19 protein-coding genes and 2 tRNA genes are annotated in these 25,147 nt (G+C 50.2%); 2 read left to right on the top strand and 19 right to left on the bottom strand.

Annotation, left to right across the window (positions count from 1 at the left end; translation table 11 throughout):
• From ACEN2G_RS13605 to tadA, 12 genes are all read right to left on the bottom strand, one after another.
• Positions 1 to 2,300, bottom strand: a 2,300-nt coding sequence (locus ACEN2G_RS13605) for a retention module-containing protein (RefSeq protein ID WP_442022450.1), incomplete at its 3' end; no start/stop codon positions are given.
• A 207-nt stretch (positions 2,301 to 2,507) separates the two neighbouring features.
• Positions 2,508 to 3,587: a class II fructose-bisphosphate aldolase gene (gene fbaA / locus ACEN2G_RS13600; RefSeq protein WP_442022448.1), complete on the bottom strand. Its 1,080-nt coding sequence runs from the start codon at positions 3,585 to 3,587 to the stop codon at positions 2,508 to 2,510.
• Between the two features lie 72 nt (positions 3,588 to 3,659).
• On the bottom strand, positions 3,660 to 4,823 hold the full coding sequence (locus ACEN2G_RS13595) for a phosphoglycerate kinase (RefSeq protein ID WP_442022446.1): 1,164 nt from the start codon (positions 4,821 to 4,823) through the stop codon (positions 3,660 to 3,662).
• A 92-nt stretch (positions 4,824 to 4,915) separates the two neighbouring features.
• Positions 4,916 to 5,941, bottom strand: coding sequence for an erythrose-4-phosphate dehydrogenase (epd, locus tag ACEN2G_RS13590; protein ID WP_442022444.1), 1,026 nt, complete (start codon positions 5,939 to 5,941; stop codon positions 4,916 to 4,918).
• Between the two features lie 204 nt (positions 5,942 to 6,145).
• A complete protein-coding gene (locus ACEN2G_RS13585; RefSeq protein WP_442022442.1) occupies positions 6,146 to 6,310 on the bottom strand; it encodes a hypothetical protein in 165 nt (54 codons plus the stop codon).
• A 206-nt stretch (positions 6,311 to 6,516) separates the two neighbouring features.
• Positions 6,517 to 7,890, bottom strand: a complete 1,374-nt coding sequence (locus tag ACEN2G_RS13580; protein WP_442022440.1) for an MFS transporter — start codon at positions 7,888 to 7,890, stop codon at positions 6,517 to 6,519.
• Between the two features lie 302 nt (positions 7,891 to 8,192).
• Positions 8,193 to 10,373, bottom strand: coding sequence for a malate synthase G (locus tag ACEN2G_RS13575; RefSeq protein WP_442022438.1), 2,181 nt, complete (start codon positions 10,371 to 10,373; stop codon positions 8,193 to 8,195).
• A gap of 385 nt (positions 10,374 to 10,758) precedes the next feature.
• The gene (phoU, locus tag ACEN2G_RS13570) at positions 10,759 to 11,463 is read right to left on the bottom strand and encodes a phosphate signaling complex protein PhoU (RefSeq protein WP_442022436.1); all 705 of its coding nucleotides are present in this window, start codon (positions 11,461 to 11,463) and stop codon (positions 10,759 to 10,761) included.
• A gap of 11 nt (positions 11,464 to 11,474) precedes the next feature.
• Positions 11,475 to 12,296: a phosphate ABC transporter ATP-binding protein PstB gene (pstB, locus tag ACEN2G_RS13565; protein ID WP_442022434.1), complete on the bottom strand. Its 822-nt coding sequence runs from the start codon at positions 12,294 to 12,296 to the stop codon at positions 11,475 to 11,477.
• Positions 12,297 to 12,416: 120 nt separating this feature from the next.
• Entirely contained in the window at positions 12,417 to 14,078 is a 1,662-nt protein-coding gene (gene pstA / locus ACEN2G_RS13560; protein WP_442022432.1) for a phosphate ABC transporter permease PstA, read from the bottom strand.
• 11 nt (positions 14,079 to 14,089) lie between these two features.
• Complete coding sequence (locus tag ACEN2G_RS13555) at positions 14,090 to 16,333, bottom strand: ABC transporter permease subunit (RefSeq protein ID WP_442022430.1); 2,244 nt, start codon at positions 16,331 to 16,333, stop codon at positions 14,090 to 14,092.
• Between the two features lie 186 nt (positions 16,334 to 16,519).
• The gene (gene tadA / locus ACEN2G_RS13550) at positions 16,520 to 17,023 is read right to left on the bottom strand and encodes a tRNA adenosine(34) deaminase TadA (protein ID WP_442022428.1); all 504 of its coding nucleotides are present in this window, start codon (positions 17,021 to 17,023) and stop codon (positions 16,520 to 16,522) included.
• 333 nt (positions 17,024 to 17,356) lie between these two features.
• On the opposite strand from tadA, the gene ACEN2G_RS13545 reads away from it, so the two are divergent.
• Positions 17,357 to 17,433, top strand: a tRNA-Pro gene (locus ACEN2G_RS13545).
• Between the two features lie 204 nt (positions 17,434 to 17,637).
• On the opposite strand, the gene ACEN2G_RS13540 is transcribed toward ACEN2G_RS13545, so the two are convergent.
• The 5 genes from ACEN2G_RS13540 to ACEN2G_RS13520 form a co-directional block, all read right to left on the bottom strand.
• A complete protein-coding gene (locus tag ACEN2G_RS13540; protein ID WP_442022426.1) occupies positions 17,638 to 18,099 on the bottom strand; it encodes a GNAT family N-acetyltransferase in 462 nt (153 codons plus the stop codon).
• Positions 18,100 to 18,451: 352 nt separating this feature from the next.
• Positions 18,452 to 19,420 (bottom strand): PstS family phosphate ABC transporter substrate-binding protein, encoded by a 969-nt coding sequence (locus ACEN2G_RS13535; RefSeq protein WP_442022424.1) that lies wholly within the window; start codon positions 19,418 to 19,420, stop codon positions 18,452 to 18,454.
• A 190-nt stretch (positions 19,421 to 19,610) separates the two neighbouring features.
• A complete protein-coding gene (phoR, locus tag ACEN2G_RS13530; RefSeq protein ID WP_442022422.1) occupies positions 19,611 to 20,924 on the bottom strand; it encodes a phosphate regulon sensor histidine kinase PhoR in 1,314 nt (437 codons plus the stop codon).
• 62 nt (positions 20,925 to 20,986) lie between these two features.
• Positions 20,987 to 21,676, bottom strand: coding sequence for a phosphate regulon transcriptional regulator PhoB (phoB, locus tag ACEN2G_RS13525; RefSeq protein ID WP_442022420.1), 690 nt, complete (start codon positions 21,674 to 21,676; stop codon positions 20,987 to 20,989).
• A gap of 300 nt (positions 21,677 to 21,976) precedes the next feature.
• Positions 21,977 to 22,447, bottom strand: coding sequence for a GNAT family N-acetyltransferase (locus ACEN2G_RS13520; protein WP_442022418.1), 471 nt, complete (start codon positions 22,445 to 22,447; stop codon positions 21,977 to 21,979).
• Positions 22,448 to 22,615: 168 nt separating this feature from the next.
• Here ACEN2G_RS13520 and rdgC point away from each other — a divergent pair, with 168 nt between their 5' ends.
• Complete coding sequence (gene rdgC, locus ACEN2G_RS13515) at positions 22,616 to 23,524, top strand: recombination-associated protein RdgC (RefSeq protein WP_442022416.1); 909 nt, start codon at positions 22,616 to 22,618, stop codon at positions 23,522 to 23,524.
• A 191-nt stretch (positions 23,525 to 23,715) separates the two neighbouring features.
• Here rdgC and nadA read toward each other — a convergent pair whose 3' ends face one another.
• Both nadA and ACEN2G_RS13505 read right to left on the bottom strand, forming a co-directional pair.
• A complete protein-coding gene (gene nadA / locus ACEN2G_RS13510; RefSeq protein ID WP_442022414.1) occupies positions 23,716 to 24,777 on the bottom strand; it encodes a quinolinate synthase NadA in 1,062 nt (353 codons plus the stop codon).
• Positions 24,778 to 25,070: 293 nt separating this feature from the next.
• A tRNA-Lys gene (locus tag ACEN2G_RS13505) sits at positions 25,071 to 25,146 on the bottom strand.
• Position 25,147 lies beyond the last annotated feature (1 nt).

Genomic DNA, 25,147 nt, shown 5'->3' with positions numbered 1-25,147 from the left:
ACGGTGCCCGCATCCGCTACCGTCAGCGTCGGCACATCGTTACCTTCCCCGGTGGCGTCGGTAATGATGCCGTTGCCGCTGTCGGTAATGGTGCTCGGTAATACAGTGCCGCTGGCGGTGCTGCCAGACAAGGTGCCGGTTAACACCAAGGATTCAGCGCCTTCAAATACCGTGTCATTAAGGGTCGGCACGCTGACCACCAAGCCCGAGGTGGTGCCCGCCGGCACGTTCACACTGAAGCCACCGCCCGCAACCGCCGTCACGGTCACCGCAACGCCGTTCAAGGTCACGCTGGGCGTGCCCACATCGGCCGCAGTGGCTTGACCGCTTAGCTGGAAGGTTAAGGTGGTGTCATTGTCCACCGCTTTATCCAGGCTCACCGCGAAGCTGGCGGTGCTGCCTTCGATCACGGTGCCCGCATCCGCTACCGTCAGCGTCGGCACATCGTTACCTTCCCCGGTGGCGTCGGTAATGATGCCGTTGCCTGTCGCCGTAATACCGGCAGGCAAATCAGTGCCATTGGCGGTGCTGCCGGTAAGGGTCGCCGCAAGCTCAAAGTCCTCTGAGCCTTCAAATACACTGTCGTCCGTTGTCGGCAAGGTGACTTGAATACCATTAGCCGTATTGGCTGGCACCGTGAAGCTAAACGTACCATCCCCATTAGCGGTTACTGTCACAGCAGCGTTGTTAATGGTGACCGTCGGCTTACCATCCACCAGCGCAAAGTCTGCGCCGTTGGTATCTCCGTGAGTTAAGTCCAGCGTAATCGTGGTCTCAGCATCAACCTCATGAGTCAACGTGATATCAAAGACCGCATCACCGCCTTCGTTAACGGTGCCTGCATTGCTGATCTGGATTACTGGCGTGTCGTTGTCTGGATCAGGACCCGGTCCTGTTCCATCATCCACAATCAGGCCGTTGCCGGTCGCAGTAATGCCGGAGAAACCCACACCGTTGACGGTACCGGATAAGTCACCTTTCAGCGTAAAGCCTTCTTTACCTTCAAACACATTGTCATCAAACGTCGGGACACCGACGGTAAGGCTGGTGCTGCCCGCCGGTACGGTCACGCTAAAGTTACCTTGCGCATCCACTGTCGCGGTTTGTTCCACACCATCGATGGTCACGGTCACTTCACGAGGCTCGTTTCCTGCCCACAGATCATCAAACCCTGCGGTGCCAGGCTCTAAGGTAAAGGTTAACTCGCTGTCGCTGTCCACTGGATTAGACAAGGTCACGGTAAACACGGCTTCGTCACCTTCACTTACAGTCACGTTATTGATGGCCAAAGTCGGACGGTCATCATCGGCAGGTGTTGTCGGGCCTTCTGGGTCCGTCGGATCTACCGGTAGCTCACGGCCATCATCCACAATCACACCGTTGCCGGTCGCAGTGATACCGTTAAAACCAACACCATTAACCGTGCCTGATAACACGCCAGTTAACGTGAAGCTTTCTTCTCCTTCAAATACGTTGTCATTAAAGGTCGGTACGCCAACGTTGAGGCTAGTAGTACCTGCAGGTACGGCCGCCACAAAAGTGCCATCTGCATTTACGTTAACAGTCGCGCCATTCACGGTTACTTGCCAAGGTACGCCATCAGCCCAAAGGTCAGCAAAACTTGCGCTACCCGGAGTTAACGTAAATGTAACATTACTCGTTGTCGTAACTGAGTTAGATAGGATCACAATGAAAACTGCCTCATTGCCTTCACCAACTAATACATCATTGATGCCTAATGTAGGAATGATTTCTAATGGTTGTGTTGGTGAAGTTACATCGCCTACAAGAATAGTCTGGTCTAACGCATTAAAAAAATCGGTATTTTCTAATGTTGGAAAAGCCACGGAGGTATCAAAGCCCGCTTCGGCAATCCGTTCATTGCCGGTACGCAATATTTGTACGAAACCGCCGTTGCCGCTGCCGTCGTTAGGCCCGCCTGGATTTGCGCCCGCATCGGGAGCACCGGCTGCGGTGGCTTCAAAGGCTTGGGTAGGATCTTGGCCGTCTAATATCGCGGCCTGTAAAGCGGCAACTTCGTCACTGGCTGTATCTAGAATTTGGGGGGCTTGAGCGTTCTCTAATGACTCTTTGGGTATTTCAGTCAAGCTATCTTCGTTGAGCTCCAGCGTAAAGTCGGAGCCTTGCACCACAACGTTAGAGCCGGACTCCGTCATAATAATAGTGCCGGGAAGTAAAGTATCTCCTTGCTGCAGCGCTACCTTCTCGCCGTTAGCATGCAACACAAATGCTTTACCAACCAGTTGCGTCACAGTTGCAGTCGCTTGTATCTGTTCCATAAATACTCCCGTCACTATTTTTATTAGACAATCTCATTACTAATCATAGTAGCGGGAACAAATGAAACCATCCATTGGTATAAATCGACAGCAAGATGCCTTTTTATTAGTCGATACTCCTACTTTTTAGAACGGTTTAGTAAAAAATGGTTAAAAAAATACCGACGCTGGGTCGGTATTTGTATGCTACAAACTTAAACTCTTAGATTACAATACGTTAATCGCATTTAACTCGGTAAATGCCTGTTCTAATCGCGCTATCATCTGATTTTGGCCTTCGCGTAACCAAACGCGCGGGTCGTAATATTTTTTGTTCGGCTTATCGTCGCCTTCTGGGTTACCAATTTGGCCTTGCAAATAGTCTTGCTTGGCTTTGTAGTAATCCATCACGCCTGCCCACGTCGCCCACTGGGTATCTGTGTCGATATTCATCTTTACCACACCATAACCGATGGATTCTTTGATCTCTGCCGCAGAAGAACCTGAACCGCCGTGAAACACGAAGTCCAGCGACTTAGCCGGCAGACCAAATTTTTCAGACACATATTTTTGTGAGTTATCTAAAATCTTCGGCGTTAGCTTAACGTTACCCGGCTTGTACACACCATGCACGTTGCCAAATGAAGCGGCAATGGTGAACATATCACTGATAGCGCTCAGTTTTTCATAGGCGTAGGCCACGTCTGCTGGCTGAGTGTAGAGCAGTGAGCTGTCCATGCTGGTGTTGTCAACGCCGTCTTCTTCGCCTCCGGTGCAACCCAGCTCAATTTCCAGCGTCATGCCGATTTTGCTCATGCGCGCCAGATATTGGCTACAAATCTCGATATTTTCTTCCAGACTTTCTTCAGACAAGTCGATCATATGTGAGCTAAACAACGGCTTACCGGTTTGGGCAAAGTGCTTTTCGCCCGCGTCTAACAAACCATCGATCCAAGGCAGCAGTTTTTTCGCCGCGTGATCCGTGTGCAAAATCACCGGAATACCGTAGGCCTCAGCCATGGCATGCACGTGATGTGCACCCGAGATGGCGCCTAAAATCGCAGCCTGATGACCTTCCATTTTTAAACCTTTGCCAGCATAAAAAGCGGCGCCGCCGTTAGAAAACTGCACTACGACAGGTGCTTTAACCTTGGCTGCGGCTTCTAATACCGCATTTACTGAGTCGGTACCGACTACGTTTACCGCAGGCAGCGCAAACTCACTTTCCTTGGCAATGGCAAAGATTTTTTGCATATCATGACCACACACCACACCTGGCTTTACCACGTCTAAAATTTTCTGAGACATTATTTGCTCCTCTCTAATGCATAAACGGCCGCACTCAAGCGCAGCCGAGATAAATCTATATCGAAATTAAGTTCAGCCTTTGGCTCTTTGCTCAAGCATGGCCACGGCGGGCAGAGTTTTACCTTCAACAAATTCTAAGAAGGCACCACCACCGGTCGAAATATAGGAAATCTGGTCTTTAATGCCGAATAAGTCGATGGCCGCTAAGGTATCACCACCGCCAGCAATGGAAAAGGCGTCGCTCTCAGCTATCGCTTTCGCGATAATTTCGGTGCCGGCACGGAAATTTTCAAACTCAAATACGCCAACTGGGCCATTCCAAATAATGGTTTTAGCATTTCTCAAAATTTCAGCCAGCACTGCTGCGGACTCATCACCGAGATCAAAGATTAGCTCGTTATCTTGCACTTCAGACACGTCTTTTACGGTCGCCACTGCGGTGTCAGAAAATTCGGTGGCGGTGCGCACATCGGTCGGCAACGGAATCGCGCACTTGGCCATTAAGCGCTGTGCTTCTGGGATCAAGTCTTTTTCATATAAAGACTTGCCCACGTTATGGCCAGCCGCGGCGACAAAGGTATTAGAAATACCGCCACCCACTACCAACTGATCAGCGATCTGGGACAGGGACTCTAGCACAGTCAACTTAGTGGAGACTTTAGAACCGCCCACTACCGCCACTAGCGGCCGTGCCGGGTTGTCGAGTGCTTTGGCTAAGGCTGCCAATTCAGCTGATAACAAAGGGCCGGCACAGGCGATGGCGGCAAATTTTGCCACGCCGTGCGTAGAAGCTTGAGCGCGGTGCGCGGTACCAAAGGCATCCATCACAAACACATCACACAGGGCCGCATATTGGCGCGCTAAGCTCTCGTCGTCTTTTTTCTCACCGACGTTAAAGCGCACGTTTTCAAGCACCACCAGCTCTTGTTCAACAAGCTCCAAACCATTTAAATAATCGCTGGCTAAGCGCACCTGCACCGGCAAGGCTTTTTGTAGGTAATCCACCACCGGCTGCAGTGAAAACTCAGCCGCAAACTCGCCTTCTGTCGGGCGCCCTAAATGCGACGTCACCATCACCTTAGCGCCTTGCGCTAATGCGGCCTTAATGGTGGGCAAGGAAGCCAGAATACGCGCGTCCGAGCTGACCACGCCATCTTTTATGGGCACGTTTAAATCGGCACGGATCAGCACTCGCTTATGGGATAAATCGAGCTCATTCATGTTAATGACAGACATTAAGGCGTCCTTTGTTCTGATTGCGGTTAAGTGTTGGCGGTCTAAAGGTTAACGATATAAATGTAAAAATAGTGAAGGTGTTTTAAGTAGACTTATTTTAAAGCAAGCTGCTCGGCGCTAAACCAAGCCAAGCTGGTATCCAACATACGGTTAGCAAAGCCCCATTCATTATCACACCACATCAGCATCTTGATTAGGTTAGCGTCACTGACGCGGGTCTGCGTGCCATCGATAATCGACGAATGCGGGTCGTGGTTAAAATCCACAGACACCAAGGGCGCCTCTGTGTAGCCCAAGATACCACGCAGTGAGCCAAGAGCCGCCTCACGCAACACTTGATTCACCGCCTCTACCGTGGCCTTGTGCTCTACTAGCACGCTTAGGTCCATGGCGGTGACGTTAATGGTGGGCACCCGAACTGAGATGGCTTCGAATTTGCCGGCAAAATGGGGCAAGATGCGCTCCACGCCCTTGGCCAGCTTGGTATCGACTGGAATAATCGACTGACTGGCGGCGCGAGTACGGCGCAAATCCGAGTGATAGGCATCGATCACTTGTTGGTCGTTCATCGCCGAGTGAATGGTGGTGATATTACCGCATTTAATATTAAACACCCGGTGCAGCGTTTCGATAACCGGCACCACGCAATTGGTAGTACAAGAGGCGTTAGAGATCATCGTCTCGCGGCCCGTCAACAGCTGATGATTTACGCCATATACGATAGTGGCATCTAAGTCGTTATCCCCTGGATGAGAGAACAAGACTTTCTTGGCACCGGCACTTAAGTGGCGCTCAGCATCGCGGCGGCTCGACAACACGCCCGTGCATTCCAGCACCAAATCCACGCCCAGCTCACGCCAAGGTAATTTAGCGGGATCCGGCTCATGGCAAAGCTTAATCACGTCACCGGCAATCTCAAGCGCGCCGGGTAACAGCATCACTTCTTCACCAAAGCGGCCATGACTGGAGTCATAACGGGTGAGGTGCGCCATGGCCTCGGGCTCGGCCAGCTCATTGATAGCCACAATTTTTAGGTGCTGCTGCAGTCCGCGCTCATAAAAAGCCCGTAATATACTGCGGCCGATACGGCCATAGCCATTAATGGCGACTCTGATCATGGGGTTAGATTCCTACTGAGCGCATAGTGCAGAAAAAGTGCGGCTAAAACGCGGCAAAAGGTGCGCCAAGCTCATCGCTTGGCGCCATATTCAAGTCTCAAGTTTAACGGGGATTGAAAGCAAGGGGAATGGCTGTGGTTGAGATGCGTGTCAATAACGAGCACCCAGCGGAAAATACCGCTGGGTTCGGCACTAAAATGACGGTTAAACGACCTCTAGTTCTTGAAAATCAGGGACTAGCAGCTCGGTTAAGGGCTGTGCCTGTTGGTGTAACCAACACAGCAAAGTAGCGGGATAACAATCGTCTGCACTCCATTGGCAAGGTGTTAGGTCTAACGAAGCGGTATTTTTTTGTGCGACATATTCCATTATGTGGCCCTCATGTGATTGAGCAGTGTTATTAGCTGACCCTTTCATCATTCTGGTTTATCACCACCAGCCTCACTGCTGAAATGCCAGCCTAACACCTTAAATTGACACCAATATGACAGTATCAAGCCTCTTGAGCATAGCCACACCCGTGCCGTCTAGCCAAACAAAGAGCTAAACATGCCCCGACTCGCTGTTTGTTACCATCAATGAGGTACCAAAATGGACTCCTCTTCACCCACTTCAAGCTCAGGCTCAGGCAAATCCAGTTCCATTTGGCTGGCTTGTGCTTGAGCAATTTCTTCTGCCTCTAAATGCGGGTAAATCTCCTCCTCGGGCACATCGATAAACTCTTCATTTCGCGGATCCAGCTCGGCGATCACACCCACAGTTTCGGCGGTACTGGGGATATATTGTGCCTGATCTTCCACTTCCACCACCCGAGATCTCAAACTCCACATCCACGTATAAGAGCCTAACAAGAGCGCGATAGCACCACAGCCATAATACAAGCCTTGAGCGCCAAACCAAGCCATCATGCTGGAGCTAAACAGCGGGCCCAAGGAGCTGCCTAAGCCATAGCTCAGCAATAAGGTAGTGCTGGCCGCCACTATATGTTGGGCCTCCATGCGGTCATTGGTAATAGCCACCGCCACCGGATAGATAGCCGCCACCATGCCCATGTAGAGCGCCGAAAAGCCAATTAAAAAGCCCAGATGAAAAGGCCCGACAAACACCACACCCAGCGCACTTAAAAACACTAAGCCATTAATCCATACCATTATCTTGCTACGATCTAAGCGGTCACATAAGCGCCCCAGCGGCAAGGCGAATAGAATAAAGGCAAACACGGACGCGGCCATAAAGTAGGATAATTGTTCCACCTTAAGGCCCACTTGAATCGCATATACCGGCGCCATGGCGTAAAAACTGCTGATCAACATGCCGCTACACAGCGCCGCCAATAAGCCCACTGGGGCCTCTTTAATGATGGCCTTCACGCTAATGCGCTCGTTATGCTCTATGGTCGGCGCACTCATGCGACTCAGAGACAAAGGCACTAAGGCGGCGATCAGTACTATGGCCCCCAGCGTAAAGGGGATATACGCCATGGGATCGATAAAACCGATTAATAGCTGGCCGACGGTGGCCGCTAAATAGGTACAAATTTGGTAGGAAAAAAACAAGGTGGCGCGATTATCATTACTGGCCACGGCGCTAAACCAGCTTTCAATAACGATAAAGCAACCAGCCACGGCTATACCACTCAAGGCCCGTAATAAAGCCCACAGCAAGATGCTATCGGTGAGCGGAAATATCAGCGTCGAGCTGGCCAAGAAGGCACTAAATACGGCAAAGGCTCGAATATGCCCCACTCGCTTAATGACTCTAGGACCATATAAAGAGCCTAATACGAAACCCACTGAGTAGCAGACCATAATGCTACCAATCAGCCGTGGCTCGACGCCCTTAAGACCTAAGTTAACGCCGAGCAGCGTCATCACAAAAGTGTTGCCGCCCATGAGTAAGAAGACACTGAAAATTAACGCGGAAAGCGAAATAACTAAACGTGTAAGCATGCCAACCTTATTCGTTTGAGTGAGTGGAGTGGTGATGATTAACGTAATAATGAAAGATTAAATACCAGTTTAGAATGACAGTAATCACACTGACTAAACAGAGCATACGGTAAATGAGTGTGTAAGACGTGATAAAACTGAGGTTTAGTAGCGGCGGTAAACAGGCTTGCACTAAATGCGCCAACTCATGACCATAAGCGATTAGGAAAAAGTTAAATACGCAGGTTAAAAAAATCCCCAGCAGAGCCGGGGATTTTTGTTATCGTCAGTGTCTCGGGTAGAACCGAGAAATCACAGTTTCTTTAAGCCTGTTGGGCTTTCAGCTTACGACGATAGGCGTGCAGCAATGGTTCGGTATAACCACTTGGCTGAGTGCGACCTTCAAGTACCAAGTCACAGGCCGCTTTAAAGGCGATGCCGTCAAAGTTAGGTGCCATATTGGTATACAAAGCATCACCGGCGTTTTGCTGGTCAACGATAGCGGCCATGCGTTTCATGGACTCCATCACTTGCTCTTCAGTCAAAATACCGTGACGTAGCCAGTTAGCAATGTGCTGAGCCGAAATACGCAAGGTAGCGCGATCTTCCATCAGGCCGACGTTGTTGATGTCTGGCACTTTAGAACAACCCACACCTTGGTCAATCCAGCGCACTACATAACCCAAGATACCCTGAGCGTTGTTATCCAGTTCGTTTTGGATCTCTTCTGCAGTCAGGCTGTCTTTGGCTTTTTGAGTCAGCAAAGGAATAGTCAACAGCGCATCTAAGCTTGCGAGCTCGCGAGACTTCAGCTCATCTTGACGCTCACGCACATTTACCTGATGGTAATGGGTGGCATGCAAAGTAGCTGCAGTTGGCGAAGGAACCCAAGCGGTGTTAGCACCGGCTAGCGGATGCACAATTTTGGTGTCGAGCATTTCGGCCATTTTATCTGGAATAGCCCACATGCCTTTACCGATTTGTGCCTTGCCTTGCAGACCTGCAGCCAAACCCACATCTACGTTGTTATTTTCGTAGGCGCTGATCCAAGCTTGCTTGCGCATATTACCTTTGCGCACGACTGGGCCCGCTTCCATGCTGGTGTGAATTTCATCACCGGTACGGTCGAGGAAGCCGGTGTTAATAAACACGGCGCGCTCTTTAGCTTGGGCGATACAGGCCTTAAGGTTGGCACTGGTGCGACGCTCTTCGTCCATAATACCCACTTTCAAGGTATTCAGGCTCAAGCCCAGCACCTGCTCGGTGCGAGCAAACAGCTCACAAGCAAAGGCAATTTCTTCAGGACCGTGCATCTTAGGTTTAACGATATACACGCTGCCGGTGCGCGAGTTACGGAACTCGCTGTTGCCTTTCAAATCGTGAATGGCAATTAGGCTGGTAACCAAAGCGTCAATAATACCTTCTGGTACTTCATTGCCGTCTTTGTCCAACACCGCTTCGTTGGTCATCAGGTGACCCACGTTACGCACGAACAACAGGCTGCGGCCATGCAAACGGAAAGCTTCACCGTTTGGAGACAAATATTCGCGGTCTGGATTCATGCTGCGGATGGTTTCTTTGTCGCCTTTTACTATCTTCTCGGTCAGGGTGCCTTTCATCAGGCCCAGCCAATTGCGATACACGGCAACTTTATCTTCAGCATCGACTGCAGCGATAGAGTCTTCGCAGTCCATGATGGTCGAAAGCGCAGATTCTAATACCAAGTCTTTGATGCCGGCTTTGTCGGTGGCACCCACTTGGCTATTGCGGTCAAACTGCAGTTCGATATGGATACCGTTGTTACGGATCAATACCGAGCTGGGCGCATTGGTGTCGCCCTTATAACCCACAAACTTGGCTGTATCAGCCAAGCTCGTCAGTTCGCCATTTTCCAGCGCTACCTGCAGTGCACCATCAACCACTTTATAAGCGACGGCATCTGCATGGCTGCCCACAGCCAAAGGTGCTGCTTGGTTCAGCAAATTGCGACCCCAAGCGATAACTTTAGCGGCGCGAACTGGGTTGAAGGCTTTGGTTTTTTCTGCACCGTCTTTATCAGAAATAGCGTCGCTGCCGTAAAGCGCATCGTACAAGCTACCCCAACGAGCATTCGCGGCGTTGAGCGCGAAGCGGGCATTATTTACCGGTACCACAAGTTGCGGGCCAGCTAAGGTAGCCAGTTCAGCATCAACATTGGTGGTGGTAATTTTAAAGTCTTCCACCGCTGGCAACAAATAGCCGATATCGGTTAAGAACTTTTTGTAGGTTGCCGCATCAAACGCAGAACCTGCATTGGCGTTGTGCCATGCATCGATTTGATGTTGCAGGCTTTCCCGTTTTTCTAGCAAAGCGCGGTTTTTAGGTGCCAAATCATTTACGATTTGTTCCATACCCGCCCAAAATGCTGCTGGCTCAACACCAGTACCGGGAAGAATTTCATTTACTACCAGATCATGAAGAACGGTAGCAACTTGTAAAGTGCCGAGGTGAGTACGTTCCGTCATATGTTTCTTCTTCTATTCTAGTTGTCAGTAGTGTGTTTAAGACCGATCACTAACCCTAATCGCTTAGTTGCATAGTTTACCCCTTGTAATGAGCTAGAGGCAAAAATGAATTGCTATTAGTGGCGGAGCAATCTATAACAATTATGCATAACCATTCACAATCACGGTTAAAACTGTTTAAATTCAACCACATAGAAACTTAAAAAATAAAAAATAATTTGACCACAAACTCAGCATCATTGGGTCTATAGGGGGTAAATTTCATTTTTCGCTAACAATTACACCCACTTTCTTCATGGCTAATGCGTTATAAGTTAAGGTTACCTGCTCGCGTCACCGTGCAGCCTACCGATTTTATTACCCACCCAAGCGTTAAAGTTCTGGTTCAGTCCAGTAAATTATAAATATCTTCATCACTGCGATGGCGCACATCTTTGCCTTTCACATAATAAATAATGTATTCACATAAGTGCTGCACCCTGTCCCCTACTCTCTCTAACGAGCGCACACACCAAAGTACCTTCAATACCTGCGGTATGGAACGTGGATCTTCCATCATAAAGGTCATCAGCTCACGCACGATAGACTCATGATCTCGATTCAACTGGTCATCTTGCTTGTGCACCGCAATAGCCGCCGTTAAGTCCATACGCGCAAACGCATCCAGCCCTTGATGCAGCATGCTGACCGCGCGCCGCCCCATGTTCTCAATCGATACTAATGGTGGCTGCGTCTGCTCCGCATTGTCCAACACCATACGACTGATGCGCTTAGCCGCATCGCCGATGCGCTCCAGATCGGTAATGGTTTTTAACACCACCAATACTAGTCGTAAATCTGACGCTGCGGGTTGGCGTTTCGCAATAATTCGTGTGCAATCTTCATCTATGGCCACTTCTAGGGCATTTACTTGGCTATCTTTACTGACGATTGAACGTGCCAAATCGAGGTCTTGTTTGTGCATCGCAGTAATGGCATCTGTGAGCTGCTGCTCCACCAAGCCACCCATTACCATCACCTGATTGCGCACCTCTTCCAGCTCGGCATTAAACTGGCCAGAAATGTGTTTATTGAGTTTTTGCTGATTCATCCCTGATTTCCTTATCCGTAGCGGCCAGTAATGTAGTCTTCGGTTTTTTTCTTGGCCGGCGTAGTGAACAAGGTATTGGTATCTGCATACTCAATCAACTCGCCCATATACATAAATGCCGTGTTATCAGACACTCGTGCCGCCTGCTGCATGTTATGCGTCACTATCACCACCGTAAACTGCTCTTTCAGAGTATGGATCAACTCTTCGATCACCAAGGTCGAAATAGGATCCAAGGCGGAGGTCGGTTCATCGAGCAATAACACTTCTGGCTCTATGGCGATAGCACGGGCGATGACCAAGCGTTGCTGTTGTCCGCCAGACAAACCAAAGGCATTTTCATGCAAGCGGTCTTTCACTTCATCCCAAAGTGCGGCGCCGCGTATCGAGCGCTCCACCGCTTCATCGAGGCGTCGGCGGTCGTTAATGCCTTGCAGCCGTAAGCCGTACACCACATTTTCATAAATAGTTTTCGGAAACGGGTTTGGCCGCTGAAACACCATGCCGACTCGGCGACGCAGCGCCGCCACATCCACACTCTTGTGATAGATATTTTGTTCATGCAATAAGATCTCGCCTTCAACGCGGCAATGATCCACTAAATCGTTCATGCGATTAATACAGCGCAGCAGCGTCGACTTGCCGCAACCAGAAGGCCCGATAAAGGCGGTCACTTGGCCTTTAGCAATCTTCATATTGACGTCAAATAGCGCCTGCTTGTCACCGTAAAATAAATTAAGGTCACGAATGTTCAATGCCGTCTGTGCATCACTCACGCCGTTCGTCTCAAGCGCTAGGCTTTGGTTGACGTTTTGCTTAATGGCTAGGTTCATAATGTTATTACCTCAAACTGTTCATGCGTCTTACGCTTTACGTCTCACGCCGTACGCCGTTTTACTTTGACGTAGGGCGCATGGCGTACAGCGGCTATAAGCTGTCCGATGGAGCCGAACTTATTGGTCAAGAGAGCGGAATTTTTCCCGCAGGTGATTACGAATACCAATAGCCGTTAAGTTCAAGCCTACAATTACCGTCACCAGTAAGAAGGAGGTGGCGTAAACCAAGGGCCGTGCCGCTTCTACGTTCGGGCTTTGAAAACCTACATCATAAATATGGAACCCTAAGTGCATGAATTTGCGCTCCACATGCAAGTAAGGAAAGTTGCCATCCACAGGTAAATTAGGCGCTAACTTCACCACACCTACCAACATCAAGGGCGCCACTTCGCCTGCCGCGCGGGCGATGGCCAAAATCAGGCCGGTCATAATGGCGGGGCTTGCCATGGGGATCACGATGCGCCATAAGGTTTCTGCTTTGGTCGCACCCAGCGCCAGTGAGCCTTGGCGTACCGAGCTGGGGATGCGCGACAAGCCTTCTTCGGTGGATACGATCACCACCGGCAAGGTTAAAATTGCCAATGTCAGTGCCGACCAGAGCACCCCGGGCGAGCCAAAGGTAGGCGTGGGCAGAGACTCTGGATAAAACAGCTGATCCAGCGAGCCCCCCACCATATATACGAAGAAGCCCAAGCCAAACACGCCATAGACGATGGATGGCACCCCAGCTAGATTGATCACGGCAATGCGGATCATCTTGGTCAGGTTATTCTTGCCCGCATATTCGTGTAAATAAATCGCCGCCACCACGCCCAAGGGGGTGACGATAATCGCCATCAGGATCACCATGAAGACGGTACCAAAGATAGCGGGAAACACGCCGCCTTCGGTGTTGGCTTCGCGCGGCTCACCACTCACAAACTTACCAATTTCTGAAAACCAATGCAGCGTCTTGGCAAACAAACTCATGTCGTTCGGCCAAGTAGCATCTAACACTTCGCCCAGCGATAACGTCACCGCCTGCCCGCGCATATCACGCACTACCACTTGATCTCGACGCGCCTGCTCGCGTAATTGAAACAATTGCTGCTCCAACACTTGGTAATCGGCTCTTAGCTGTTGCTCTTGGGCGCGGATCTCATTAATAGCTTGCTCGGTAGCAGTACCCTCTAGCTCTAAGCCGCGCTGCTTAAGGCGCAGCTTCTCTAGCTGATGGTTAATGGCGCCGATGTCGCCTCTTTGCAGAGACTTCATCTGCCGATTGAGTTCCTGCACTCGCTCCAGTCGAGTCGCCAACTGTTCACGCAGCTCGCCCTGATCTGCCGCAGTAACCGCACTCTTGTCTTCCAGCACTTGCTCTACGTAACCGTAAAAGTTGCCGTTATTGGCGCGTTCCAATACTGCCAAGTTAGCCGGCTCGATACGTGAGACGATATCGGTTTCTAATAACCAGCGAAAATCCAGTGGCACAAACTCACGGTTACCGGTTTTAATTAAATACCGAGTTAAGGTCTCAGCGGTCACGCCTTCTAATGTCATGCCCGCACCACGCAACTGCGCCAAAGGCACCTGCTCGCGGTCATGAATTTCACCGATTATCTGATAACGCTCGCCGGCCGGCGTGCTGGCCTGCCATTCATAAATAGTGTGCGGCCAAAAGAAGGTCAGGCCGCGCCAGCCAATCAACAACAATAAACCCAATACCGCCACTAAGCTGACGCTGACCGCGCCACCCGTCATCCAGATCCAAGGTGCGCCCGATTTAAACCATTTATTCATGTGGTCCGCCCCTACATTGAACTGTATTTGTCACGCAGTCGCTGGCGTACAAACTCAGCAACCGTGTTAAACAAGAAGGTGAAGATAAACAGCACGAAGGCGGCTAAGAACAAGACTCGATAATGCGAGCTGTTCACCTCGGCCTCCGGCATTTCTACCGCTATATTGGCCGCCAAGGTGCGCATACCACTAAAGACGCTGAGATCCATAACCGGCGTGTTGCCGGTGGCCATCAGCACTATCATGGTTTCGCCCACCGCTCGCCCAAGTCCCATCATGACTGCTGAGAAAATACCTGGGCTGGCGGTGAGCATCACCACTCGCGTTAGCGTTTGCCACGTAGTTGCGCCCAGCGCCAGTGAGCCGTTAGTTAAGTGACGCGGCACCGAAAACACCGCATCTTCGGCAATGGAGAAAATAGTGGGGATCACCGCAAAGCCCATGGCGATACCCACCACCAGTGAGTTGCGCTGATCAAAGCCTATGCCCAGCTCGTTGGTTAAAAAATTGCGGGCATTACCGCCAAATAGCAAATTTTCTACCCAAGGGCTTAAGGCGAAAGATAACCAACCAACCAGTACCACCAGCGGCAGCAAGATAATGCACTGCCAACCGTCCGGCACTAAATCTCGCAGGCTTTTAGGCGCATGGTGCCAAGCAAAGGCCATCAGCAAAATAGACAGCGGCAACATCACCAGCAAGATCACCATGCCCGGCAGATGATTTTCAATTAACGGCGCCAGCCAAAGGCCCGCCAAAAAGCCCAATATAACGGTTGGCAGCGCCTCCATGATCTCGACCGTGGGCTTCACCACTTTGCGCAGACCCGACGACATAAAATAAGCGGTATACACGGCACCGGCGATGGCAATCGGCACCGCAAACAATAAAGCGTAAAAGGCGGCTTTCAGCGTGCCAAAGGAAATTGGCACTAAGCTCAGCTTGGACTCAAAGTCACTGCTGCCCGAGGTGGACTGCCACACATATTGCGGCTCTGGGTAGCCTTCGTACCAGACCTTGGTCCAGAGTGCCTTCATGGTCACTTCTGGGTGATCGTTTTCCACATGGAAGGTCACCACTTTGTCGCCGCTTTGCATCAGCAACATAGAATTACGCGGCGACAGAGCCAGCGCCGACACCGCAGAGCTGGCTAGGGGAGCAGAAAACAGTCGTGAGCCACCGGTAGTGTGAAAGATATCCACGCTGCCATTACTCGAAGCAGTAATAAAGCCTTTACGATTTATCTCAGAGGCAATTTGCGTGACGCCCCCTTCGGCGGTAAAGTCGCGGATAAAGGTGAATTCACGTTTACCGTCACGCGCCACTTCAAACCATTGGGATATTTTACCGTTGTCGTTGGCCACCAGCAGCGAGTTACCACCCGATAAAACGCTCAGGTCGCTGATATTGGCGCCTTTGGCATTCATGGTCAGCACATTGCGCAGTACCACTTTGTTAAGGTTGCGCACATCAAACACATAAACTTCATTAGCACTACGAGCAAACAAGAAACGTAAGTTGGGCGTGAGTAACAACTGCTCCACGTCACCGGGCAACCCGGGAAGCTCGACTTGGGTCCGATTAAGCTCCAGCTCGCCAGTCATGAAGTTTTCTTTGCCGGCAAAGCGCGTCAGCAGCCCCTTGCCCGACGCTGTCATGGCCGCAACCAACAAGTCTTGGTCTTGGCTGGCCACACTCAGTTGAGTCAAGGTTTGCCCCTGCTCATCCACCACTAACGCCTGCTCGCCAAACGGAAAGGTCACTTGCGGCTCTATGGTGCGAATATTATCCGGATAGCTGACGGTAAATTTCGGTGCTAGCAGCATAACGCCGCCCTCAGCCAAGCCATAGGCGACCATATTATTACTGCTGCGCGCCACACTGGTCACCTCATGCCCGATATTTAGGCTGTGGATTAACTCGCCCTGCTGCGGTAATGAATAAAAGCTGACGTGACCGGCATCATCAAAGCGATATACCAGCTCATTTTGTTCTTCTACGCCCAGTAGCACCGTCTTACTTAATGCTTGTGTAGGCGCAGCTTTATCCAACAAACTAAATTCGACGCCAGGCTCAACCCGTACCGGGTCAAAGATGGGTTTAACCACGTACAGTAAATATAAGAAAATCAGTAGTAAGGCCACCAGCACCAAAATGCCGCCAGCGGTCACGCCTATTTGCGCTATGCGGTCTTTTAACCAGCGCTTACGACTGCCCGATAGGGTAATGGCTTGGGTTTGGGTTTGGGTTGACATAGTCCACCTCGATAAATATCCAGTGGCGCTATTGTAGGTAGGTTAGATGACAACTATGTGACAGTGACAATAATTGTGACAGTCGCGATCATAGTGAGCACTGAGCAAAGATTAAAAACTATTCACCACTGAACTCACAGAAAAATAGTGATCAGTTCTGAAAGGAGCCTTACTGGTAAAGGACTATTAATCTTGTTTGCTGCGCGCTAGCAGTCGTGCCGCTTTGTGCTCGGCGCGTCTGCGTTTAAAAAAAGCACTCAGTTGGCTGGCACAGTCTTCACTTAATACGTCCGCCTGCCAGCTTACTCTGTGGTTTAAGCCCGGCGTGGCAAGCAGCTGTAAATTAGAGTCCACGGCACCGGTTTTGGCATCCGCTGCGCCATACACTAATCGTGCAATACGACTGTGGATCATGGCGCCACTGCACATAATGCACGGCTCCAGCGTCACATATAAGGTACAGTCCAGCAGCCGATAATTACCCAAGGTCAGGCCTGCTTGGCGCAGCGCCATTATCTCCGCATGAGCCGTCGCATCATGTCGACCAATGGAGCGATTCCAGCCCTGGCCGATACATTGGCCATTATGTACCACTAGCGCCCCGACCGGCACTTCGTCTTCTGCCTCAGCCTTTGCCGCCAGTAGCATGGCTTGGCGCATCCAATATTGGTCTTGTTCGACTTGATTCATCGTGGAACCGTTTAGATTAATAAGAAGATCGTTATGATCCATAGGGAGAGATAAGTTCATGGGTAAAGATACGTTCATTCAGTAGTAGCCTCTAACAGCCACCTAGTATGACAAAATACCTTGCGCCAGAAAACAATACGCAGCAAACAAGATCATAAGGCTTACAGCACGGCTATTCACGGAGCATATGCCCGTTATACAAACAAAAAAAGCCAATCCTGCCGCTAACACGCACGAAAATGACCAGCACCGCACAAGAAAGCAGCAAACGAACTCAAAATCATAAAATGAGCTTGCGCACTCTTACTTGGCCTTATATAGTTTCATGCGATTCGGCGTGTAGCGCAGCTTGGTAGCGCACTAGCATGGGGTGTTAGGGGTCGGAGGTTCGAATCCTCTCACGCCGACCAAATCAAATAAAAAACCCACCTTCAGGTGGGTTTTTTATTGCCTGTTTTTTAGTTACGTAGTTCGGCGTAACGTACGTGGTTTTATGTTACTGCTCAGTAGGAAGTCACATAAGTAGTGGACAGATAAAGCAGCCCCAACAAAAACGCGACCTTTAAAGGTCGCGTTTTTGTTGGGGTTAATCGGCGCTGAACTTACTTCAAAACTTATACTTTGCTTTCCATTAAGAGCACGGGTACTTGCTCGCCTTTACGCGCTAGCTGTTTTTGCTCGATAAAGGTAAAGCCTACCCGCTCAAAAAAAGGCTTGGCGGTAATGCTAGCTTCACAATAGAGACGAGCTAGTCCGCGCGCGCCGGCTTCGGCTTTGAGGCGCTGCATTAAGGCGCGGCCAATGCCTTGGCCTTGATGGGCATGATGTACATAAAATAAATCGATGCGGCCATCATCGGCTAATTCGGCAAAACCTAATAACTCTCGACCTTCGGTCGCCACTATCGGATGGGTGCGAATAAAACGACTCACCCAATGGGGCGCATCGTATTCATCTGGAGCCCACACCACCAGTTCTTTATGGCTGTAATCCGCATCATTAATGCGGTGCACGGTATCGTGGAGCAAACGCCAAATGCTGCCGGCCTCACCACTGCGGATTTTTCTGATTTCCATGCTAGCTCCTACCGCTACCTCATGTGCTTAAACTCCCTCTATATAGCCACAGTTGTCGGGAATAAAAAAGGTGCAGCAGCGGCATTCGATGCTATTTATTGCTTAGTGAAGCGTTTAGCGCCGAATTTAGTGACCTAATTTTACATATTACATCCTTCTGTAACATCAATAGCGATTGAAGTTGCGACAAAACGCAATTCTATATTGCAACGCAAAATAGACAACCTATATCCAAACTGCTAAAAGCAAAAAACCCGAGCCTAAGCTCGGGTAAAACTAACAACAATGACGAACTAGATAACACACTCACTCACGAACTTTCGTACTAGACAACACTCAACACAAACACATTTTATAAGCCTAATTTCTTCAAATCTGCTTTGGCAACGCTGGCCGGTACCGGCACATAACCGTCTTTACTCACTATCTCTTGCCCTTGCTTAGACAGCATCAACTTCACAAATTCGGTTTCCATTGGACCCAGCGGCTGATTCGGATGCTTATTCACGTAGACATACAAGAAGCGCGATAAGGGGTAATCACCACTGATGGCATTCTCCGCATTGGCCGCCACATAATCTGTGGAGCCTACTTCGGCTAAGGGGACAGAGCGCACACTTGAGGTGCTATAGCCCAAGCCAGAGTAACCAATGGCATTTAATGACGAAGACACAGATTGCACGACCGAGGCAGAACCTGGCTGCTCATTCACGTTGTTCTTGAAATCACCTTTACATAAGGCTTCGTCTTTAAAGTAGCCATAGGTGCCTGACACCGAATTACGACCATAAAGCTGAATGTCGCGCGCCTGCCAATCACCGGTTAGGCCCGTTTGTCCCCACTGGGTAATGGGCTCTGCACTACCGCAGCTTAAGGTGCTGGAGAAAATCGCATCAACCTGATCTAAGCTCAAGCCTTCAATCGGGTTATCTTTATGTACGAATACCGCCAACGCATCTATGGCTACGCGCACCGCCGTTGGTTTATAGCCGTAGCGCTTTTCAAAAGCTTCTATTTCATTGCTTTTCATCTCGCGGCTCATAGGCCCAAACTGCGCCGTACCTTCGGTGAGTGCAGCCGGTGCGGTTGATGAGCCTGCGGCTTGGATCTGAATATTGACGTTCGGATAATAACGAGTAAAGGCTTCTCCCCACAGGGTTGCCATGTTCGCTAGCGTATCAGAACCCACTGAAGACAAGTTGCCCGATACGCCACTCACTTTTTCGTAATCAGCCAAGCCGCTATCTGCAGCAGCCAACACATTAGCAGAGGCCATAACGGCCGTTAAACCAAGAGCTGTAACTAGGATATTCAGTTTCATGCTTATCTCCGTTTGAGTTCCATTCCTTTAGACGTCGCCAGTATTACCGTTTTATATGACAAACAAATTAACGAACTATGACGATGTCATGACAACACTCGGCGAGTGACCAAACCTTGAGGCGCAAAGCAAGCGGGAAGCCCGAAGTTAACATAAATAACGTGCTGACTCGGCACCTTTCTTTCCACTACTAGCTCTCAGCCTCAAGCTTTCTGGCGAGCAAGCGATGCTCAGGCAGCATAAAACTAAAGCAGCTGCCTTTACCCAGTTGACTGGTAATGTCTAGATGGGAGTCATGATGTGCCAATGCGTGCTTGACGATGGCCAGCCCCAAACCTGAGCCACCGGTATGGCGACTGCGTGCCTTATCAACGCGGTAGAAGCGCTCAGTGAGACGATTTAGATGCTCAGGTGCAATCCCCTCCCCTAAGTCTGTGACCGCAAAGCGCGCGGCTTGCCCAACTCGGCGCCATTCCACCACTATGCGGGTGTGGGCCGAAGTATGGCGAATGGCGTTATACACCAAATTGGAAACCGTACTGCGCATTTGCTCCTGATCGCCTAACACCAAGAGTTGCTCATCAATATCAAAACATAGATCATGGCTTTTCTCACCGCTTAAGGCCTTGGCTTCCAGCGCCACCATAGCCAGCATGGCAGGAAGATCAATCACTTGCTCCCCCGCTACTGCGCTCGAAGCCTCGATGCGGGTCAGGGTCATCAATTGTTTAACCAAGGCTTCCATACGCAGTGTTTGCTCGAGCATCACGGCTTGCGTTTTTTGCCACATGGCAGCTTCTGGCGGCTCTTCTAATATTTCTAAATAACCTTTAAGCACCGTTAGGGGCGTGCGCAGTTCGTGGGATACGTTGGCCACAAAAGTGCTGCGCACTTGCTCTAAGCTACGCAGTCGCGTGACATCCCGTACCACCAGCAGCAGCTGATCTTCCACGTAACTCATGACACGAAATTCCAGCAGCGTTTGTTCCCGTTGTGGTGCCGACAGCTCCAGCGGATCCTCAAAGGCGCCGCGATCCATATAAGCAATAAACAGCGGCGCACGGATCAAGTTACCAATGTGCTGACCCGCATCATCGGGCCAACGAAAACCCAACAGCTGCTGGGCTAATTTATTACACCAAATAATGCTGCCATCTTGGCGGAGCACCACGGCAGCATCGGGTAGCGCCTCTGCACCTTGGCGAAAGCGACGTATCAAACGTGCCAGCTCGCGCCGTCGCGCACGTTGGCGCAGCTGTAAGCGATATAAACCATTAAAAATAGCTTCCCAACTGCCTTGACCTTCGGGCGGGATCAAACTGCGATCTCGCCATAACCAGATGGCCAGCTTGCGTTGAAATCGTGAGTGCCACAATAAATGCCCGACTGTGCCGACTAGCAGGCCAAGCGTAATATCGGCCAATAGTTGACCGAGCAGCGCAAAGCCACCGTAAAAGAGCAGCAGGCGCCACCACCAACCTGGGTTAGATTCAGCTAATTGCATACATATTCACTGATAGTTGCTCACCGATAGTCGCTCAAAAATAAATGCCCAAAGATAGCGGCTCAAAGGCGTGTGGAAAAACGGTAACCGGCGCCGCGTACCGTTTGAATCATCTGATCGTGGCCGGCGAGGGAGATAGCGTTGCGCAAGCGACGAATATGCACATCTACGGTTCTGTCTTCCACATACACGTTGGTGCCCCACACATTATTTAGTAGTTGCTCGCGGCTATACACTCGCTCCGGATGAGTCATAAAAAAATGTAATAAGCGAAATTCAGTGGGCCCCAGTTCTAGGGTTTGTTCATTGGCACTGACTCTGTGCGTCGCGGGATCCAGTTTTAGACCTTGCATCTCCACCACTTCATCGACCGCCATGGGTGCCACACGACGCAGCACCGCATTTAAGCGTGAGGTGAGCTCTTTGGGGGAAAAGGGTTTGGTGATGTAATCATCGGCACCCACATCTAAGCCTCTGATCTTGTCTTCTTCTTCGGCACGAGCGGTGAGCATGATCACCGGAATATCCCGGGTTAACTCGTGCTGTTTCAGATGTTTAATCAATTGAATACCGCTGCCACCGGGCAACATCCAATCCAGTAAAATAAGTTCGGGATAGGGTTCTTTAAGCAGGTCGAGCGCTTGTTGATAGTCTGCGGCGGGCTCAGGACTAAAGCCTTTTTGCTCGAGTATTAAACACAACATATCGCGAATGGCGACTTCGTCTTCTACTACCAGTATTTTCCGTGTCATCTTACCATCCTTACAGGACTTGCTTATGTATGACCATTATTGGCAGTAAGTGTGACAGTTTTATGAATTAATTACTCTTTTCTCGATAGCTGGCCCGAGCAGCTGTCACCTTGGCGCATCATGCTCTGTGTTTGGCGTTAATATTTTTGCCTGAATAAGCGAAAGGCTAACGCTATATATACCCGAAACACAGGCCACCAAAAAAGCAGGCGCGAGTGTGAAGGTATGGTGTGTGAGGCATGGATTGCGGGGGCAAAAAGTGCGGGCGTATAACGTAGGACAGAAAATTAGATTAGGGAGTCAACGCTTGGTATGTTGGCATATTGAGATGGGTGGTGCGACGTGAGCGGCGCTAAAACGTAAATACAGCTCAGGCTGGCCACTGGCGATATCTGTCCCCTCTTTGATGACCATAAAATCCTGTTTTAAATAAAAATTAATCGCTATGTCATTTTCACAATACATACGCACCGATAACTGGCCACGCAAGTGTTTAGCAAAATCGAGCAGCGCCCGGCCTATGCCTTGCTGCTGGCAATCGGGACGCACAAATAAAGCCACCAGATAGTCATCAACTAAGGCTGCGAAGCCTTGCACTGCTTGCTCACGCTCGCATACCCAAATCTCAGCGTTAGGTAGATAGCGGGCGCGCAGTGCGGCTTGCTGCTGCCACCAAAAGGCGGCGGGAATAAAGTCATGGGCCTGTAAAGATGCAAGCAGCCACACTTCTTCAATAGCTTGGTAATCACAGGGCTTGGCGGCACGTATCATTGCAATTCTCCGAGGCTTTTTGCTCAGTGTATAGCGCTCAACTCAGAGCCATCTGTCTTTGATAAGGCAGTGTGAGCCAGATCGGTAAGCGTGCTTTGATAATGTCAGCCTGATCACAAAGCCAGTTTGCAGTACAATGCATTTTTTGTGGTTCGAATCGAGGATGCTATGTGGTTTAAGAACCTGCAGATTTATCGTTTTACTCGCCCGTTTGATGTGACATTGGAAGATCTGGAACAGCAGCTCGAAGCCCTGCCCTTTACCCCTTGTGGCAGCCAAGAACAGTCTAAATTTGGTTGGGTTTCTCCGCTGGGTAAACACGGCCAAGCCATGATTCACGTGGCCGGTGAGCAGATTTTGTTGTGTGCAAAAAAAGAAGACAAGATGCTGCCAGGCTCAGTGATCAATGACATGGTGGCAGAAAAAGCCGAAGCCATCGAAATTGAGCAAGGACGCGCACTAAAGAAGAAAGAAAAAGACGCCCTTAAAGAAGAAATCATCGTCGATTTGCTGCCTCGTGCCTTTAGCCGCTTTCAGCAGACCTTCGCCTGGATCAATCCTAAAGACGGCTTTATTGCCGTAGATGCCAGCTCTGCCAAGCGCGCCGAAGATCTGTTGGCCTTACTGCGCAAAACCATAGGTTCTTTGCCTGTGGTACCGCTGGCCATGATCACGCCGCCAGAGCTAACACTGACCGAATGGTTGAAAGAAGGTGCGGCACCAGCCGGCTTCGTATTAGAGGATGAAGTAGAGCTACGCTCGGCACTGGAGCATGGCGGCATTATTCGCGCTAAGCAACACGACTTGTTGAGCGAAGAAATTAAGGTGCACTTAGAAGCCGATAAGCTGGTGACTAAATTGGCGCTAAACTGGGCTGAAACGCTGAGCTTTATGCTCAGTGATGACATGAGCGTGAAACGCTTAAAATTCTCTGAAGAGCTGCGCGAGCAAAACGACGACGTCACTAATGAAGATGTAGCCGCCCGTTTTGATGCAGACTTTGCCTTGGTTACCGGCGAGCTATCTCAATTTATACCGGATCTTATCGAAGCCCTAGGTGGCGAAGAAACTCGATAACGGACAACTGAAAGCTAGAAGCTAGAAGCTAGAAGCTAGAAGCTAGAAGCTAGAAGCTAGAAGCTAGAAGCTAGAAGACTAAAACAAAAGCGGCGCCAAGAAGCATCTCGGCGCCGCTTTTTTATATTAGGTTTTTGAACTTATGGTTGGCTTTAACTTACAGCTTCAAGCTTATGGCTTACCGATTTCTTTTAAGCATTCCCCTGCACTTTCATTTTTAGCTCGGCGGCGAAATTCAGCATCCGCTCTAATGGGATCATGGCTTTAATACGTGTGGTTTCATCCACCTGTATCTCATGAGTCGCACCACCATCGCGCAGTGCATCACGAATGGCGGTGAGGCCATTCATCGCCATCCAGGGGCAATTAGCGCAGCTACGGCAAGTGCCGCCGTTACCACCGGTAGGTGCTGCTACCAGCTCCTTATCTGGGCAGGCTTGTTGCATCTTATAAAAAATGCCCTGATCCGTGGCCACTATTAGCTTCTTGTTAGGCAGCGTTTGAGCGGCCTTAATCAGCTGGCTGGTAGAGCCCACCGCATCGGCCAGCGCAATCACAGAGGCTGGTGACTCTGGGTGAACTAAAACCGCCGCGTCTGGGTACTGTGCCTTTAGTTCTTTTAGCGCCTTGGCGCGAAATTCGTCGTGCACTATGCATGCCGCCTGCCAGCGCAACATCTTGGCACCGGTTTCTTTTTCGATATAAGCGCCAAGATGGCGATCCGGCGCCCAAATAATCTTGTGACCTTCGCTATCCAAGTGCTCGACGATTTCCAACGCTATGCTGGAGGTCACTACCCAGTCCGCTCGGGCTTTCACCGCCGCCGAGGTATTGGCATACACCACGACCGTATGATCTGGGTGATTATCGCAAAACTCGGTAAATTCATCAGCCGGGCAGCCTAAGTCCAGCGAACACTCGGCTTCTAAGGTCGGCATCAGTACGGTTTTTTCTGGGCTGAGAATTTTTGAAGTCTCCCCCATAAAACGCACACCCGCCACGATCAGCGTCTTGGCGTTATGTTCTTTGCCAAAACGTGCCATTTCTAGGGAGTCAGACACGCAACCACCTGTCGCTTCGGCCAGCGCTTGAATAATAGGATCCGTATAATAATGAGCCACCAGCACCGCATTACGCGCGATCAGTAGTCCTTTAATTTCTTCTGTCAGTTCCCGTTGCTGATCAACCGTCAGCGCAGCCGGCTTGGCGGGAAATGGATAGTCAAATTCGTAGATATCAACAACTTCAGTCATAACAGATTCCCGTGTTCCATCCGGATTGCGTCAAGAAGCGACATTATAACGCGACCGGCAGAGTAACCCAAATCTAGCTTGAGTGACGGTAAGGGGTGAAGCGTAAAGAGTGAAGGGGAAAGAAGAAGACATAAACAAAGATTACACATAACAGACTATCTGACAGTTAGATTTGTCGCTTGTCCACTTCACCCTTCACTCCTCACATTAATTTAAACCACAAAAACGCAAAAAACCGCAGCGCGGCTTGGGGTATAAATAAAGGCTTGTAACCAGAAGAAAATTTACGAAGATGGTGGGGCATGCGGGATTCGAACCTGCGACCAATTGATTAAAAGTCAACTGCTCTACCAACTGAGCTAATGCCCCG

The organism is Oceanisphaera sp. W20_SRM_FM3 (assembly GCF_052119705.1).
In the GTDB taxonomy this organism is placed as follows: Bacteria; Pseudomonadota; Gammaproteobacteria; order Enterobacterales; family Aeromonadaceae; genus Oceanimonas.
The sequence above is the reverse complement of the archived record's forward strand: the minus strand, read 5'-3'. Positions and strand labels throughout refer to the sequence as shown.